A 16,848-nucleotide genomic window follows, 5' to 3' on the forward strand; every position below is an offset into this window, starting at 1 on the left:
AGGGGCAGCAGAGCAATGCAGCAACTCAATCCTTCCGAAATAAGTGAAATTATCAAGGGCCGCATCGACAAGCTCGATGTGACCTCCCAAGCCCGTAACGAAGGCACTGTCGTCAGCGTATCTGACGGTATCGTGCGGATTCACGGTCTGGCCGACGTAATGTACGGCGAGATGATCGAGTTTCCGGGCGGCGTCTTCGGTATGGCACTCAACCTGGAGCAAGACTCCGTAGGTGCCGTTGTATTGGGCGCATACCAGTCTTTGGCTGAAGGCATGAGCGCCAAGTGCACCGGCCGCATCCTGGAAGTTCCGGTTGGTAAGGAACTGCTGGGTCGCGTAGTCGACGCACTGGGTAACCCTGTTGACGGCAAAGGTCCACTGGGCAACACCGAGACCGACGCGGTCGAGAAAGTTGCTCCAGGCGTGATCTGGCGTAAGTCGGTAGACCAGCCTGTACAGACTGGCTACAAGGCTGTCGATGCCATGATCCCTGTCGGCCGTGGCCAGCGTGAGCTGATCATCGGTGACCGTCAGATCGGTAAAACCGCTCTGGCGATCGACGCGATCATCAACCAGAAGAACAGCGGCATTTTCTGCGTCTACGTAGCCATCGGTCAGAAACAATCGACCATCGCCAACGTGGTTCGCAAGCTGGAAGAAAACGGCGCCCTGGCCAACACGATCATCGTGGCTGCCAGTGCTTCGGAATCTCCTGCGCTGCAATTCCTGGCACCGTACTCCGGTTGCACCATGGGTGAATTCTTCCGCGACCGCGGTGAAGACGCGCTGATCGTTTATGACGATCTGTCCAAGCAAGCAGTGGCTTACCGCCAGATTTCCCTGCTGCTGCGCCGTCCACCAGGCCGTGAAGCTTACCCAGGCGACGTGTTCTATCTCCACTCCCGTCTGCTGGAGCGCGCATCCCGCGTTTCGGAAGAATACGTAGAGAAGTTCACCAACGGCGCAGTGACCGGCAAAACCGGTTCCCTGACCGCACTGCCGATCATCGAAACCCAGGCTGGCGACGTTTCCGCGTTCGTTCCGACCAACGTGATTTCCATCACCGACGGTCAGATCTTCCTGGAATCGGCCATGTTCAACTCGGGCATCCGCCCTGCAGTGAACGCCGGTGTTTCGGTATCCCGTGTGGGTGGTGCCGCTCAGACCAAGATCATCAAGAAGCTGTCCGGTGGTATCCGTACCGCTCTGGCTCAGTACCGTGAACTGGCGGCATTCGCCCAGTTCGCTTCTGACCTGGACGAAGCGACCCGTAAGCAACTTGAGCATGGTCAGCGCGTTACCGAGCTGATGAAGCAGAAGCAATACGCACCAATGTCGATCGCTGACATGGCGCTGTCGCTGTATGCCGCTGAGCGTGGGTTCCTGACTGACGTTGAAATCGCCAAAATCGGCAGCTTCGAGCAAGCGCTGATTGCTTTCTTCAACCGCGATCACGCCGATTTGATGGCGAAGATCAACGTGAAAGGTGACTTCAATGACGAAATCGACGCTGGCATGAAAGCCGGTATCGAGAAGTTCAAGGCCACCCAAACCTGGTAAGCCGCAGCGGGAGCCGCAAGGCTCCCGCTTGCTAACCTGATAGGTGTTACATGGCAGGCGCAAAAGAGATTCGCAGTAAGATTGCGAGCATCAAAAGCACGCAAAAGATTACCAGCGCCATGGAAAAAGTGGCGGTCAGCAAAATGCGCAAGGCACAAATGCGCATGGCTGCTAGCCGTCCTTATGCGGAGCGTATCCGCCAGGTAATTGGGCATCTGGCCAACGCCAACCCGGAATACCGCCACCCGTTCATGATCGACCGCGAAATCAAGCGCGTTGGTTATGTCGTAGTGAGCAGTGACCGTGGTTTGTGCGGCGGCTTGAACACCAACCTGTTCAAGGCCCTGGTCAAGGACATGGCGGTAAACCGCGAAAACGGCGTCGAGATCGATCTGTGTGTCGTTGGTAGCAAGGGTGCGGCCTTTTTCCGCAACTTCGGCGGTAACGTCGTTGCAGCTATCAGCCACCTGGGTGAAGAGCCGTCGATCAATGATCTGATCGGCAGCGTCAAGGTGATGCTGGATGCCTACCTGGACGGCCGTATTGACCGCCTGTCCGTGGTGTCCAACAAGTTCATCAACACCATGACGCAACAGCCTACCGTGGAGCAATTGATTCCACTGGTGGCAACCCCGGATCAGAACCTCAAGCACCACTGGGACTATCTCTACGAACCGGATGCCAAAGAGCTGCTAGACGGCTTGATGGTCCGTTACGTGGAGTCGCAGGTCTACCAGGCGGTGGTCGAGAACAACGCGGCTGAACAAGCTGCGCGGATGATCGCGATGAAGAACGCTACCGACAACGCCGGTGATTTGATCAGCGATTTGCAGCTGGTCTACAACAAGGCGCGTCAGGCTGCGATCACCCAAGAGATCTCGGAAATCGTCGGCGGCGCTGCCGCGGTTTAACGGTTCAAATATTCAGAGGATCCAGCTATGAGTAGCGGACGTATCGTTCAAATCATCGGCGCCGTTATCGACGTGGAATTTCCACGCGACAGCGTACCGAGCATCTACAACGCGCTGACTGTACAAAGCGCGGCCGGGACCACCCTGGAAGTTCAGCAGCAGCTGGGCGACGGCGTGGTTCGTACCATTGCGATGGGTTCCACCGAAGGCTTGAAGCGCGGTCTGGACGTTATCGACTCTGGCGCAGCCATCTCCGTACCGGTCGGTAAAGCGACTCTGGGCCGGATCATGGACGTTCTGGGCAACCCGATCGACGAAGCTGGTCCAATCGCTACTGAAGAGCGTTGGGGCATTCACCGTCCAGCGCCTTCGTTCGCTGAACAGGCAGGCGGCAACGACCTGCTGGAAACCGGCATCAAGGTTATCGACCTGGTTTGCCCGTTTGCCAAAGGCGGTAAAGTCGGTCTGTTCGGTGGTGCCGGTGTAGGCAAAACCGTAAACATGATGGAACTGATCCGTAACATCGCCATCGAGCACAGCGGTTATTCCGTGTTCGCCGGTGTGGGTGAGCGTACTCGTGAGGGTAACGACTTCTACCACGAGATGAAGGATTCCAACGTTCTGGACAAAGTGGCACTGGTTTACGGTCAGATGAACGAGCCGCCGGGTAACCGTCTGCGCGTAGCACTGACCGGCCTGACCATGGCCGAGAAGTTCCGTGACGAAGGTAACGACGTTCTGCTGTTCGTCGACAACATCTATCGTTACACCCTGGCCGGTACTGAAGTATCCGCACTGCTGGGCCGTATGCCTTCCGCAGTAGGTTACCAGCCGACCCTGGCTGAAGAGATGGGCGTTCTGCAAGAACGTATCACTTCGACCAAGGAAGGTTCGATCACTTCGATCCAAGCGGTATACGTACCTGCGGATGACTTGACCGACCCGTCGCCAGCGACCACCTTCGCCCACTTGGACGCTACCGTCGTTCTGTCCCGTGACATCGCTTCCCTGGGTATCTACCCAGCGGTCGATCCACTCGACTCGACTTCGCGCCAGCTGGACCCGAACGTAATCGGCCAGGACCACTACGACACCGCTCGCGGCGTTCAGTACGTTCTGCAGCGTTACAAAGAACTGAAGGACATCATTGCGATCCTGGGTATGGACGAGCTGTCGGAAGCCGACAAGCAGTTGGTAAACCGTGCTCGTAAGATCCAGCGCTTCTTGTCGCAGCCGTTCTTCGTGGCTGAAGTCTTCACCGGTGCATCGGGTAAATACGTTTCCCTGAAAGACACCATTGCTGGCTTCAAAGGCATCCTCAACGGTGACTACGACCACCTGCCAGAACAAGCGTTCTACATGGTTGGCGGCATCGAAGAAGCGATCGAAAAAGCCAAGAAACTGTAATCCCGGCGCCCGGCAACGGGCGCTAATTTAGGTTGAGGCAATCAGATGGCTATGACAGTCCATTGCGATATCGTCAGCGCGGAAGGGGAAATCTTTTCCGGTCTGGTCGAGATGGTGATTGCGCACGGTGCACTGGGTGATCTTGGTATCGCTCTGGGTCACGCGCCGCTGATCACTAATCTGAAGCCAGGGCCGATCCGCCTGGTCAAGCAGGGCGGGGAAGAGGAGGTGTTTTACATCTCCGGTGGTTTCCTCGAGGTTCAGCCGAACATGGTCAAGGTTCTTGCCGACACCGTGCAACGTGCTGCCGACCTGGATGAAGCCTCCGCTCAGGAAGCCGTCAAGGCTGCCGAGAAGGCCTTGCATGAACGTGGCGCAGAATTCGATTACGGTTCTGCTGCCGCACGTCTGGCCGAGGCCGCAGCTCAGCTGCGCACCGTCCAGCAGATCCGCAAGAAGTTTGGCCACTAAGGCTGCGCTTGTTGTGTGATTGATTAAAAAGGGTAGCCTCGGCTACCCTTTTTTCTTTTCCGATTTTTAAACCCGGTCGCAGCCGCTGACCACCCAGGATTGGTAGCCAGTCATGTCTCTTGAAATCGTTATCCTCGCTGCTGGCCAAGGCACGCGCATGCGCTCGGCTTTGCCAAAAGTATTGCACCCGATTGCCGGCAACTCGATGCTGGGTCATGTTATCCACAGCGCCCGGCAACTTGATCCACAGCGCATTCATGTGGTGATCGGTCACGGCGCCGATGCTGTGCGTGAACGTCTGGCAGCGGATGATCTGAATTTCGTTCTGCAGGACAAGCAGCTGGGTACAGGCCACGCGGTGGCTCAAGCGGTGCCATTTATTGAATCCGACACGGTGCTGGTGCTCTACGGTGACGTGCCGTTGATCGAAGTCGAAACGCTTCAGCGTCTGCTCAAGCAGGTAAGCCCACAACAGCTGGGTCTGTTGACCGTCGATCTGGATGATCCGACCGGGTACGGCCGTATCGTTCGTGATGGCGATGGCAAGGTCACCGCCATCGTCGAGCAGAAAGATGCCAACGAAGCCCAACGCAAAATCACCGAAGGCAACACCGGCATCCTGGCGTTGCCTTTCGCACGCCTCGGCGACTGGATGAGCCGCTTGTCCAACAACAATGCGCAGGGCGAGTACTACCTGACCGACGTGATCGCCATGGCGGTGAGTGACGGTCTGATCGTCGCCACCGAACAACCCCACGACGCGATGGAAGTGCAGGGCGCCAACGACCGCAAGCAGCTGTCCGAGCTGGAGCGGCATTATCAACTGCGCGCCGGTCGCCGTTTGATGGCGCAAGGTGTGACGCTGCGCGATCCGGCACGTTTCGATGTTCGCGGCGACATTACGGTAGGCCGTGATGTGCTGATCGATATCAACGTCATCCTCGAAGGCAAAGTGATCATCGAAGACGACGTGATCATCGGCCCGAACTGCGTGATCAAGGACAGCACCCTGCGCAAGGGCGTGGTGATCAAGGCCAACAGCCATATCGACGGTGCGATTCTGGGCGAAGGCAGCGATGCCGGTCCGTTCGCACGGTTGCGTCCGGGTTCCGTACTGGATGCTCGGGCGCATGTGGGTAACTTTGTCGAGCTGAAGAACGCGCATTTGGGAGAGGGCGCCAAGGCTGGTCATTTGTCGTATCTGGGCGATGCCGAGATCGGTGCGCGTACCAACATTGGTGCCGGCACCATCACTTGCAACTATGACGGCGCCAACAAGTGGAAAACCGTGTTGGGCGAAGATGTGTTCATCGGCTCCAATAACTCGTTGGTAGCGCCTGTGGATATCTTGGACGGTGCAACCACGGCGGCCGGTTCGACGATTACCTCAACTGTGGATAAAGCGCAGTTGGCAGTTGGGCGTGCTCGGCAGAAGAACATCGACGGCTGGAAGCGGCCGGAAAAAATCAAGAAGTCGTAAGTTATACACAGCCCTCTTGCTCGCGATGGACGAACGATGACGCTATCTTTCTGAATAGATGCATCGCTTCCATTGCGAGCAAGTTCGCTCCTACTGGTTATCCACAGCTCTTTTTATCGCCTCGCCCTTGACGAAGTTTCACCGATAGGTTTTTATTGCTTTCGTTATCTTTCGAATCGAAACTTATCCAGCATGTCAAAGCGCAATACACCACAACGCCGCCACAACATTCTCACCTTGCTCAACGAGCAGGGCGAAGTGAGTGTGGACGAGTTGGCCAAGCGTTTCGAAACGTCTGAAGTTACGATTCGCAAGGATCTGGCGGCACTAGAAAGCAACGGTCTGTTGCTGCGGCGTTATGGCGGGGCGATCACCATGCCTCAGGAATTGGTGGCCGATGTCGGCGAGCCAGTCTCCAAATACAAACAAGCCATTGCCCGCGCTGCCGTTGCGCGAATTCGCGAACATGCGCGCATCATCATCGACAGCGGCAGTACAACCGCCTCCATGATTCCCGAGCTCGGCCAACAACCGGGTTTGGTGGTGATGACCAACTCCCTGCATGTCGCCAATGCTTTGAGCGAACTTGAGCACGAGCCGGTGCTGTTGATGACCGGCGGCACCTGGGATCCGCATTCCGAGTCCTTTCAGGGGCAGGTGGCCGAGCAGGTTCTGCGCTCTTACGACTTCGACCAGTTGTTCATTGGTGCCGATGGCATCGATCTGGTTCGCGGTACCACCACCTTCAATGAATTATTGGGGCTTAGCCGGGTCATGGCTGAAGTGGCCCGTGAAGTGGTGGTGATGGTCGAGGCCGACAAAATCGGCCGCAAAATTCCCAATCTGGAGCTGCCCTGGAGCAGCGTCCATACCCTTATTACCGATGATCGCCTGCCCCTTGAGGCACGGGATCAGATTCAGGCCCGCGGTATCACGTTGATTTGCGCGGCTGTCAGTCAGGAGAAATAGTATGTGTGGCATTGTCGGGGCAGTCGCAGAACGTAACATCACCGCCATCCTGGTCGAAGGCCTGAAGCGTCTGGAATACCGTGGGTATGACAGCGCCGGTGTGGCGGTCTATTCCAATGATGAAAAACTCGAGCGTCGTCGTCGCCCGGGCAAGGTCAGCGAGCTGGAGCAGGCTCTGGCCGAAGAAGCGCTCGTCGGTCGTCTGGGTATTGCTCACACCCGTTGGGCCACCCACGGCGCGCCTTGCGAGCGCAATGCGCACCCACATTTCTCGGGTGATCTGGCCGTAGTGCACAACGGCATCATCGAAAACCACGTAGCCCTGCGCGAACAACTCATAGCCTTGGGTTATGTCTTCACGTCGGACACCGACACTGAAGTCATCGCGCACCTGCTGAACCACAAGCTCAAGGACCTGCGCGACCTGACCGTGGCCCTCAAGGCAACCGTCAAAGAACTGCATGGCGCGTATGGTCTGGCGGTCATCAGTGCACAACAGCCTGATCGGCTGGTGGCGGCACGTAGTGGCAGCCCGCTGGTCATCGGGCTTGGCATGGGTGAAAACTTCCTCGCGTCCGACCAGTTGGCCCTGCGCCAGGTCACTGATCGCTTCATGTACCTGGAAGAAGGCGATATCGCCGAGATTCGTCGTGACAGCGTGCAGATCTGGGACGTGACCGGCAAAGCGGTCGAGCGCCAGTCGGTGCAATACAGCGATGGCGCCGAAGCCGCCGACAAAGGCGAATACCGTCACTACATGCTCAAGGAAATCCACGAGCAACCGTCCGTGGTGCAACGCACCCTGGAAGGTCGCCTGAGCCAGAATCAAGTCTTGGTGCAGGCGTTCGGTCCACAGGCGGCCGAGTTGTTCGCCAAAGTGCGCAATGTACAGATCGTGGCCTGCGGCACCAGCTATCACGCCGGCATGGTTGCCCGTTACTGGCTTGAAGAGCTGGCTGGCATCCCGTGCCAGGTCGAAGTGGCCAGCGAGTTCCGCTATCGCAAGGTGGTGGTGCAGGCGGACACCCTGTTCGTGACCATTTCCCAGTCCGGCGAAACCGCCGACACCCTCGCAGCGCTGCGTAACGCCAAGGAACTGGGCTACCTCGCCAGCCTGGCCATCTGCAACGTGGGTATCAGTTCGCTGGTGCGTGAATCCGACCTGACCTTACTGACCCAGGCCGGGCGCGAAATTGGCGTGGCGTCGACCAAAGCATTCACCACTCAACTGGTTGGCTTGCTGTTGCTGACGCTGTCCCTGGGCCAGGTTCGCGGCACACTGGCCAAAGGCGTCGAAGCTACATTGGTCGAAGAGCTGCGTCGCTTGCCGACTCGCCTTGGCGAGGCATTGGCGATGGACAGCATCGTGGAAAAAGTTGCCGAGCTGTTCGCCGAGAAGAACCACACACTGTTCCTCGGTCGTGGTGCTCAGTTCCCGGTCGCAATGGAAGGGGCGCTCAAGCTCAAGGAGATTTCCTACATCCACGCTGAAGCCTATCCGGCCGGCGAGCTGAAACATGGCCCGTTGGCGCTTGTGGATAACGACATGCCGGTGGTGACCGTGGCGCCGAACAACGAGCTGCTGGAAAAGCTCAAGTCCAACCTCCAGGAAGTCCGCGCCCGTGGCGGCCAGCTTGTCGTCTTCGCTGACGAGAAGGCCGGCATGACCAATGGCGAAGGCACCCACGTCGTACAGATGCCGCACATCCACGACATCCTGTCGCCGATCCTCTACACCATTCCGCTGCAATTACTGTCGTATTACGTTGCCGTGCTCAAAGGCACCGACGTTGACCAGCCGCGTAACCTGGCGAAGTCGGTGACTGTGGAATAAGTTATCCACAGGCCAGTTCATGCATATGAAAAACCCCCGATCAACGGGGGTTTTTTGTTTTCAGAGAACAGGCTCGTCAGTTGCGTTCGGTATTAACGTTGAGGGACCTGGCGCTTTTCCCGCCGTGTATCGAGCAAATGCACCATGGCACAGGCATACAAGGTAACCAGAATGAACAGGCCCATGCGGATGGCGAATGCGGTGTAGACATCCTTGCCCGCTGCGCTGTCCTGTACCGATTGGCCGAGCAGAATGATCAGCGTCGCCAGGCTGTTGAGCCAGAAACTCGGCGGTTGCCGGGTGATGGCCAGGCCATAGAGCTTTCGGGCCACCAGCAAGCCGAACAGCAGCATCCACAGAAAGTACATCCACAAGTTGACGAACAGGCTCAGCGCGCACCAGAACAATATCGCCATCAGGCCGCCCAACAGGGTCGAGCCGAGCAATTCCTGGCCGGCGTTGCGGGCGTTGGTCGCGCAGCTCTGCTGGCCGAGACCGACCGCTTTCATGATGATTGGCATGTAACTGGCCGGGTCAATCATGGCCAACAGGAAGGCTGGCAGCACCACCAGAGTGGCGCGCATTGCCAGCCAACCGCTTTCGGTGGGCGTGAGGGCTGGCTTGGGTTTTGGCGGGGGAGCACTGGCGGGCTCTGGAAACAGAAAGTGGCTGATCGTCAACGTCGTCACGGCCAGGAACAGTCCCTTGACCAGGGCGACGATCACCTCAAGCGCCAGGCCGAATTCAGCGGTTCCGGCTGAACTGATCAAAGTCAGCCCCACCACCAGAAAAGTCGCCACCAGTGGGTTGCCGCCGCGCAAGCCATAACCGAAGGCCATGAACAGGCAGAGTCCGACCAACAACACGCCGCTGAACGGGTAATAGCGCAACAGGGGAATCAGCAGCAGGCCGCTCCCGGTGGTCAACATCAGTATCAGGATCAGACCCAGGCTGGCCTTGAACGGCAGTGGCCGGTTCATTGCCGCCAGCATCATCATCGCCAACATCGGCGCGAGGAACGGGATAGGCAGGGCCAATCCATAACTCGCCGCCAGGCACAGCGCCGTGCCGAAGCTCAGGCGCAGGGCGCGCTGGACTCGGGGCGAGCGCTCAATAGGCATAGGACAGCCAGCTCATCATTCGCAGGAACACGCGCCCAAGAAGGTTCAGCGGGCTGTTGTCGCTAGGGAACGCCATGATTTCGGCCTGACCGCCAGAGCGGATGCCCTGGGGACCGGTCAACTCACCGGGCTCGAATTCGATGATGACTTGAAACCGCTGTGCCGGACGCAGCCAGTCGCGGCTGTTCTCTACCGTTGGCAGGCTACCGGGCGGGGTGGTCTGGCCCACATCGACGCCATAGCCGACGCTGCGAACATGGCCTTTGAAAATTTCCCCCGGGATTGCGTCGAGGATAATCGACACCGGTGTGCCTGGCTTGACGTCGCCCAGGTTGTTTTCGGTCATGTCGGCGCTGATCCAGACATCGTGGATAGCGATCAGGGTCATCACCGGCGCCCCAGCGGCGGCGAATTGGCCGACGTCGGTGCGCAGATCGGTGATCAGGCCGGCCGAGCGGGAGTGGACCTTCGTATTGCTCAAGTCCAGTTCGGCTTTTTCCAGGTTGCTGGCGGCGCTGAGCAATTGGGCGTTTTCGTCTCCGCTACCGCCCTGTGTTTCGCGCGCGCGTTGTACTTCGGCCTTGGCGGCGGCGACCTGGCTGATGGACTCTGACAGCGTGGCGCGGGAGATTTCCAGGCGACGCAGAGAGATAGTGCCAGGGTCTTCGCTGTACAGGCGTTCAAGCCGCTGGATGTCCTGACGTGCCTTGAGCTCATTGGCCTGGGATGCACGCAGTGACGCTTGCTTGGAGTCGACGCCGGCCGTGTTGGCCCCGACCTGGCGACGCGTCGTCTCGAGGTCGGAGCGGGCGCGATCAACCGCAATCTGGTACTGCTCCGGATTGACCTCAAACAGCAATTCGCCTGCCTTGACGTCCTGGTTATTGCGAACGTGCACCTTGGTCACCCGGCCGGACACCTCCGCCGCCACCGGCACCACGAAGGCCTGCACCCGGGCCTGCTGCGTGTAGGGCGTGTATCGATCGGCCAACAGATACCAGACTAGGCTCAGGATAATCAGCAATACCACCCAATTGACCGCTTTTTTGGCCGGGTCGGCAGCGGGCTCGGTGGCGTTCACATCGGCCTGTTGTGGGCTGTCACTCATGGGGTACCTTCCTTCGGTTCATCGAGCAGATCGCCCCAATCGGTTCGTTGCTGCATCTGTTGGCGGGTCGCCGCATCAATCATCGGTCTGTCGCTGTACCAGCCTCCGCCCAACGCCTTGTACAGGGCGATCAGGTTGTTGACGGCGGTGCCGCGATTGACCAGATAGATATCCTGCTGGGCAAACAAGGCGCGCTGGGCATCCAGCACGCGCTGGAAATCTGAATAACCTTCGCGATATTGAGCGTTGGCCAGGGTCACCGAACGGTCGGCTGCGATTGATGCTTCACTGAGGATACGGTCGCGTTCCAGCGCCTTGATCAGGCCGGTTGCGGCATCGTCGGCCTCTCGCGCCGCCTGGCGCACGCTGTCCTGGTAAATAACGATCAACTGCTGCAAGCGCGCGTCCTGCACGCGCACATTGTTGGTGATTCGGCCATGGTCGAAGATGTCCCAGCGAAAGCTCGGACCGCCCACCAGGTCGAGGGTGTCGGAAGCGCCCTTGAGTGAACTGGCGGACCAGACGATGCTGCCCACCAGGCTGACCGAAGGGTACAGATCGGCTTCGGCCACACCGATCAACGCCGACTGTGCCGCCACTTGCAGCTCGGCCGCGCGAACATCCGGGCGTCGTACCAGCAAGTTGGCGGGCACATCCTGCAGCACGGCCGTGTCGAGCAGTGGCACCAGTCCCGTGTTGTTGTTCAGCTCGGGGAATGCACCGGGTGGTCGGCCGACCAGGGTGGACAACGCATTACGAAAGCTTGCGACCTGGCTTTCAAATTCGGGGATGGTGCTCAGGGTGCCCAGGTACTGAGTCTTGGCCTGTTGCAGGTCGAGTTCGGCTTCGGCCCCGCTTTTGAACAGGCGCTCGGTGATCTCGTAGCTGCGTTTTTGCAATTTGGCATTGTTACGCGCGATGTACAGGCGTGCTTCGGCGGTGCGCAAGGCGTAATAGGTTTGCGCCAATTGCGCGTGCAACAGCACCAGGACGTTTTCATAGTTGGCCTGGGCAGCAAACCAGGACGCGTCGGCCGACTCGATGGCACGGCTGAAACGTCCCCAGAAATCCAGTTCCCAGCCGATATCGACACCGGCGCTGTGTTGCCAGAAGTTCGTGTCCTGAGGGTTCGTACCACCCGATTGATTACGGTCCAGGTACAGGCTGTCGGCGCTCGCCTGTTGCAGTTGCGGATAGCGACCGCTCTGGGCGATACCCAGTTGTGCGCGGGATTCCATGACCCGCAGGCCGGCGACCAGCAGGTCGGCGTTGTGGGCGTCGGCCTCGGCGATCAATTGATTGAGCACCGGGTCTTCGAACACTTGCCACCACTGACGACTGTCGGGTTGCGTGTGTTTCTGGTTGGTGAGCTCCAGGGCCGGAGTGTTCCAGTGCTCAACCCAAGGTTGGGCTGGCGACTGGAAATCCGGACCCAGCTGTACGCAACCGCCGAGAACGGCGGTGCTACACAGGAGCAACCGGTTGATGCGAGCAAGGCAAGGCATCAAACGCAAACTCCTCAGACAGGATGTTGATCGTTCATTGCCTCGAGTTGCACAGTCTCGCTTACGACCTCGGCCGGTTTGTCATCGACCCACTGCCAGAACAGTTGGTAGCCCACTGCGAGCGCAACCGGCCCGATGAACAAACCGATGAAACCGCCACTGACCATGCCGCCCAGCGCGCCAATCAGAATCACCGGCATAGGCACATCGACACCGCGTCCCAGCATGAGTGGCTTGAGGATGTTGTCGGCCATGCCGGCGATCAGGCTGTAGATACAAAATATGATAGTACCCAGGGTCGTACCGTCGACAGCGAAGACATACGCGATCACCGGAAGGGTTATCAGCACCACCGGTAACTGCATGATGCCCATCAACAGGGCAACCATGGCCAGCAGCCCGGCACCCGGGACGCCCATGAGTACGAAACCGACACCCACCGCGAGCATCTGGATGAAGGCGATACCCACCACGCCCTGAGCAACAGCGCGGATGGTGGCGGTGCACAGTTCGGTGATGCGCGGCCCACGTTCAGGACCGGAAAGACGCGAGGTGATGGCCAGGGCGCTTTTTTCGCCGTTTTCGCCATAGGCCATCAGTACACCGGCAATGATCAAGGCACCGATGAACAACAGGAAGCCCACGCCCACGTCGGCCATTTTACCCAACAGGGTCAGCCCGATGGACTTGATGTAGGGCATCAACTTCATCAGTACGCTGCTCATGTCGGTGGCAGCTTGCATCCAGTAGGTGTAAAGCGGCTTGCCGATGAGCGGCAGGGACGCGATTTTTTCGTTTGGCAGCGGAACCTCTAGCGTTTCGGACTTGAGGATCGCCAGGGTGCCTTCAATCGACTCGCTGATCGAGGTACCCAGCAGGTAGATCGGCACCATCAGCAAGGCCAGGGCGACGACCACGATCAGGGTGGCGGCACGACCGTCCTTGTTGCCAACCTTGCGCTTGATCATGGTGTGCAGTGGGTAAAGGGTGATGGCCAGGATCACTGCCCACAGCATGAGGTTGAGGAAGGGGTTGAAGATCTGGAAGCAGAACAGTACCAGCACCGCAATCAACCCGGCGCGAATCAGTACATCAAGAAAACCACCGGACAGTGCTCTAGCGGATATGTCTGTGCGTAACATTGTCGAACTCCTCGCGGTGTCACCAGGCTTGGCCATCTTGCTGCTGAAGTTTCAATTCATCCTTAACAAGTAAATCTTGTAAGTAAAAAGGATGTAAATCCGTTCAGATACCCACGACCAAGAGGGATTGATTTCATCTAGGGAAACAAAAATGGCACCTACTGAAGTTCAATAGGTCTAAGGGTGGTTTTGAGTATAGGGGGCAGTCTAGTTTTCTGCCTCACGAGATAGGCAAAATCGTGATTCCCATGGATAGCGATGCCGAAACCACCCTGTGGAGCGAGCTTGGCGCTGTACCAGGTTCATTTTCTTTCAGGTGGAAGCCCATGGCAGTGGGCAACTTCGGATGATTGCGAAAGGCTGAACGCCCCGCAAGACAATCCTCCTCAATAATTATCAAAAGACCCCCAGTTCGTTTTTTTCGGATGTTTTTTTCGTTCACAAAGCAATGTTGTCGCTCTCGAACGGGTGGCATTTGGGTAGCTCATTGATTTACTTGAGGGTTGTATGCCCAACTAGGTTATTGAAGACCACGCTGAAAAAACCGGCAACTGCGACTGCCCTTTTTTATCCTTAACAAGGACACATCCATGGACCGCTTCCAGGAAATGCAGATCTTCGCGGCCGTCGCCCAGGCGCAGGGTTTTTCCGCGGCAGCGCGGCGTCTGGGTTTGTCGGCGGCGAGCGTTACCCGGGCGGTGGCAGCCCTGGAGAAACGCATCGGCACCCCGTTGCTAACGCGCACCACACGCAGTGTGTATCTGAGTGAGGCGGGTCAGCGGTATCTGGAAGACTGTAGGAGAATTCTCAGCGAAGTACAGGAAGCGGAAGATTCTGCGGCGGGCAGTCATGCGCAACCTCGTGGGCAACTGACGATTACTGCGCCGGTCCTGTTTGGCGAGTTGTTCGTCACACCGCTGATGGTGAACTTTCTGACGCAATTTCCCGATGTTTCGATCAACGCCGTGCTGGTTGACCGGGTGGTGAGTGTGGTCGAGGAAGGCATCGACGTCGCTGTGCGCATCGGTGAACTGCCCGATAGCAACCAGCATGCGATTCGGGTGGGCGAAGTGCGGCGGGTGATCTGTGCATCCCCTCACTTTCTGGACCGTCATGGTCGGCCCGAGCACCCGGAAGCACTGGCGCAGGCGCCGATGATTGCGACGTCGGCCATCGGCCAACTCAGAAGTTGGCCATTCCTTGATCAGGGTGAGCCCGTGAGTGTCCGGGTGGAGCCGCGACTGGTCGTGACAGCGAATCAGGCGGCGATTACGGCGGCGTGCCTGGGGCTTGGGTTCACCCGGGTGTTGTCTTATCAGGTCGCAGGCAAAGTGGCGGCCGGCGAGCTGGAAATCATTCTGGCTGACTTCGAGCTGCCGCCATTACCCATTCACGTGCTTTACCAGGGTGGGCGCAAAGCCCCGTCCCGGGTGCGCAGCTTTGTCGATTTTGCGGTGAAGACACTGCGCGAACATCCGGCGTTGCAGCGTTGAATTATTCCGCTGGGTGAAATAATGGATTGCGTTGGCTGGTTATTCTGTTGGTTTGGTTGCGGGCGGAAGATAGGCCCCGTCTCTCCCCTGAACAGCGCCACTCAACCGAGGTGTCGACATGCAACCCATCAAACTCTACAACTTCCCACGTTCGGGTCACGCCCACCGTGTCGAACTGATGCTCTCCTTATTGAAGTTGCCGACCGAGCTGATCTTTGTCGACCTGGCCAAAGGCGAACACAAGCAACCGAAATTCCTCGCCCTCAATGCGTTTGGTCAGGTGCCGGTGATTGATGACCAAGGCGTGGTGCTGGCCGATTCCAACGCGATTCTGGTTTACCTGGCGCAAAAATACGGCAACGGCCGCTGGCTCCCAGCCGACCCGGTCGGTGCCGCCAGGGTCCAGCGCTGGTTATCGGTGGCTGCCGGTCCGATTGCCTTCGGCCCGGCCCGCGCAAGGCTGATCACGGTATTTGGTGCGCCATACAACGCTGAAGAAGTGGTTGCTTACGCCCACACCGTGCTCAAAGTCATCGATCACGAATTGGCCCATTCAACCTATCTGGCTGGCAGCGAGCCGACCATCGCCGACGTTGCGGCCTACAGTTACATCGCCCACGCCCCCGAGGGCAATGTCTGCCTCGACGACTACACCAGTATCCTGGCCTGGCTGGCCCGTATTGAAGCGCTGCCCGGTTTTGTCGGCATGCCGCGCACCGTCGCCGGGCTGCAAAAAACAGCCTGATACGGCTAACACTGAACATGTGGCGAGGGGAGAAGTCGTAATGGACCATTCACCATGGCATGCCGGCGAAAAACAATTGCAGGTGCACGTGGGGGTTGCCGAGCGCATGGAGGCATTCGGGCGTAAGGTGATTCGCCATGAGATGCCAGATCAGCACCGCACCTTCTATCAGCAACTGCCGTTCATGTTGTACGCAGCGGTCGATGGGGAGGGGCATCCCTGGGCCAGCGTGCTTGAAGGTGAGCCAGGTTTCGCCCAATCACCGCAGCCCGGTCTTCTGCAACTGAGCAGCCTGCCGGCGGCTGACGACCCTGCACAGCTCACCGAGGGCGCGGCGATCGGTTTGCTGGGTATCGAATTGCACACCCGGCGACGCAACCGCATCAATGGTCATGTTCGTGCGTTATCGACGCAGGGCTTTGGGGTGACGGTGGATCAGTCATTCGGCAATTGCCCCCGGTACATTCAATTGCGACAGTTTCGATCAGTGCCTTTGGCTGACCCTTCGGCCCGTGTCGCTCAACGTTTCAACGGCCTGGATGACGCCGCCAAAGCCATGATCGCTGAAGCGGACACCTTCTTTGTCGCCAGCTATATAGAGGTTGAAGGCGAACGCTCGGTGGACGTTTCTCACCGGGGTGGTCAGGGTGGATTCGTACGAGTGGAAGGGAATCGCCTGACTATTCCTGACTTTGCCGGCAACCTGCATTTCAATACTCTGGGCAATCTGCTGCTCAATCCCCGCGCCGGTTTGCTGTTTATCGATTTCAATACCGGTGACTTGCTACAACTCAGCGGACGGACCGACATCATCCTGGAGGGCCCGCAGATAGAGGCATTCGAAGGGGCCGAGCGTCTGTGGACGTTTGAGGTCGAGCAAGCGGTGCGTCGCCCCGGTGCACTGGCGCTACGTTGGCGCTCTATATCAGAAGCGAACATTGCCCCCAGGGCATTCGCTGAGTAGGGTAGTGCGCAACACGAAAAAGGGCCGTGAGTCAGTGAGTACACGAAACCTGTGGGAGTTTGCTCCCACAGCGGTTGCAGTGTTCAAACCGTTAACGGACATAACAGGCCCTTTCTGCTTTTCAGGGACAGGCGTTTT

13 protein-coding genes and 1 pseudogene are annotated in these 16,848 nt (G+C 58.3%); 10 read left to right on the top strand and 4 right to left on the bottom strand.

Translation table 11 applies throughout. From position 1 onward, the window contains the following. The first annotated feature begins 15 nt into the window (after window positions 1-15). The 7 genes from atpA to glmS all read left to right on the top strand — a co-directional run bounded on the left by atpA (window position 16) and on the right by glmS (window position 8,632). Complete coding sequence (atpA, locus tag CKW15_RS19010) at window positions 16-1,560, top strand: F0F1 ATP synthase subunit alpha (RefSeq protein ID WP_030132553.1); 1,545 nt, start codon at window positions 16-18, stop codon at window positions 1,558-1,560. A 50-nt stretch (window positions 1,561-1,610) separates the two neighbouring features. Then, on the top strand, window positions 1,611-2,471 hold the full coding sequence (gene atpG / locus CKW15_RS19015; RefSeq protein ID WP_095057929.1) for a F0F1 ATP synthase subunit gamma: 861 nt from the start codon (window positions 1,611-1,613) through the stop codon (window positions 2,469-2,471). Window positions 2,472-2,498: 27 nt separating this feature from the next. Then, a complete protein-coding gene (atpD, locus tag CKW15_RS19020) occupies window positions 2,499-3,878 on the top strand; it encodes a F0F1 ATP synthase subunit beta (protein WP_095057928.1) in 1,380 nt (459 codons plus the stop codon). A gap of 45 nt (window positions 3,879-3,923) precedes the next feature. After that, on the top strand, window positions 3,924-4,349 hold the full coding sequence (locus tag CKW15_RS19025) for a F0F1 ATP synthase subunit epsilon (RefSeq protein WP_059403770.1): 426 nt from the start codon (window positions 3,924-3,926) through the stop codon (window positions 4,347-4,349). A 112-nt stretch (window positions 4,350-4,461) separates the two neighbouring features. After that, a complete protein-coding gene (gene glmU, locus CKW15_RS19030) occupies window positions 4,462-5,829 on the top strand; it encodes a bifunctional UDP-N-acetylglucosamine diphosphorylase/glucosamine-1-phosphate N-acetyltransferase GlmU (RefSeq protein ID WP_095057927.1) in 1,368 nt (455 codons plus the stop codon). A 192-nt stretch (window positions 5,830-6,021) separates the two neighbouring features. Beyond that, window positions 6,022-6,798, top strand: coding sequence for a DeoR/GlpR family DNA-binding transcription regulator (locus CKW15_RS19035; RefSeq protein WP_095057926.1), 777 nt, complete (start codon window positions 6,022-6,024; stop codon window positions 6,796-6,798). Window position 6,799: 1 nt separating this feature from the next. After that, a complete protein-coding gene (gene glmS / locus CKW15_RS19040; RefSeq protein WP_095152582.1) occupies window positions 6,800-8,632 on the top strand; it encodes a glutamine--fructose-6-phosphate transaminase (isomerizing) in 1,833 nt (610 codons plus the stop codon). 92 nt (window positions 8,633-8,724) lie between these two features. Here the strand turns inward: glmS and CKW15_RS19045 are convergent, their stop codons facing one another. The 4 genes from CKW15_RS19045 to CKW15_RS19060 are packed head-to-tail and all read right to left on the bottom strand — an operon-like array spanning window position 8,725 to window position 13,508. Continuing rightward, entirely contained in the window at window positions 8,725-9,753 is a 1,029-nt protein-coding gene (locus CKW15_RS19045) for a DUF2955 domain-containing protein (protein WP_095057924.1), read from the bottom strand. Then, the gene (locus CKW15_RS19050) at window positions 9,743-10,861 is read right to left on the bottom strand and encodes an HlyD family secretion protein (protein WP_095057923.1); all 1,119 of its coding nucleotides are present in this window, start codon (window positions 10,859-10,861) and stop codon (window positions 9,743-9,745) included. Before CKW15_RS19050 ends, CKW15_RS19045 begins: the two co-directional genes overlap by 11 nt. Next, window positions 10,858-12,366: an efflux transporter outer membrane subunit gene (locus tag CKW15_RS19055; RefSeq protein ID WP_095152583.1), complete on the bottom strand. Its 1,509-nt coding sequence runs from the start codon at window positions 12,364-12,366 to the stop codon at window positions 10,858-10,860. Before CKW15_RS19055 ends, CKW15_RS19050 begins: the two co-directional genes overlap by 4 nt. Before the next feature lie 14 nt (window positions 12,367-12,380). Beyond that, window positions 12,381-13,508, bottom strand: coding sequence for an AI-2E family transporter (locus tag CKW15_RS19060; RefSeq protein ID WP_095057921.1), 1,128 nt, complete (start codon window positions 13,506-13,508; stop codon window positions 12,381-12,383). A 590-nt stretch (window positions 13,509-14,098) separates the two neighbouring features. Between CKW15_RS19060 and CKW15_RS19065 the strand changes: the two genes are divergently transcribed. The 3 genes and pseudogenes from CKW15_RS19065 to CKW15_RS19075 all read left to right on the top strand — a co-directional run. After that, the gene (locus tag CKW15_RS19065) at window positions 14,099-15,001 is read left to right on the top strand and encodes a LysR family transcriptional regulator (RefSeq protein WP_095152584.1); all 903 of its coding nucleotides are present in this window, start codon (window positions 14,099-14,101) and stop codon (window positions 14,999-15,001) included. A 118-nt stretch (window positions 15,002-15,119) separates the two neighbouring features. Further along, window positions 15,120-15,746, top strand: a complete 627-nt coding sequence (locus CKW15_RS19070) for a glutathione S-transferase family protein (RefSeq protein WP_095152585.1) — start codon at window positions 15,120-15,122, stop codon at window positions 15,744-15,746. A gap of 40 nt (window positions 15,747-15,786) precedes the next feature. Beyond that, a pseudogene (locus CKW15_RS19075) lies at window positions 15,787-16,665 on the top strand (pyridoxamine 5'-phosphate oxidase family protein); the annotation flags it as partial. Window positions 16,666-16,848 lie beyond the last annotated feature (183 nt).

It is taken from the genome of Pseudomonas sp. Irchel s3b5, from assembly GCF_900187435.1.
Lineage (GTDB): Bacteria > Pseudomonadota > Gammaproteobacteria > Pseudomonadales > Pseudomonadaceae > Aquipseudomonas.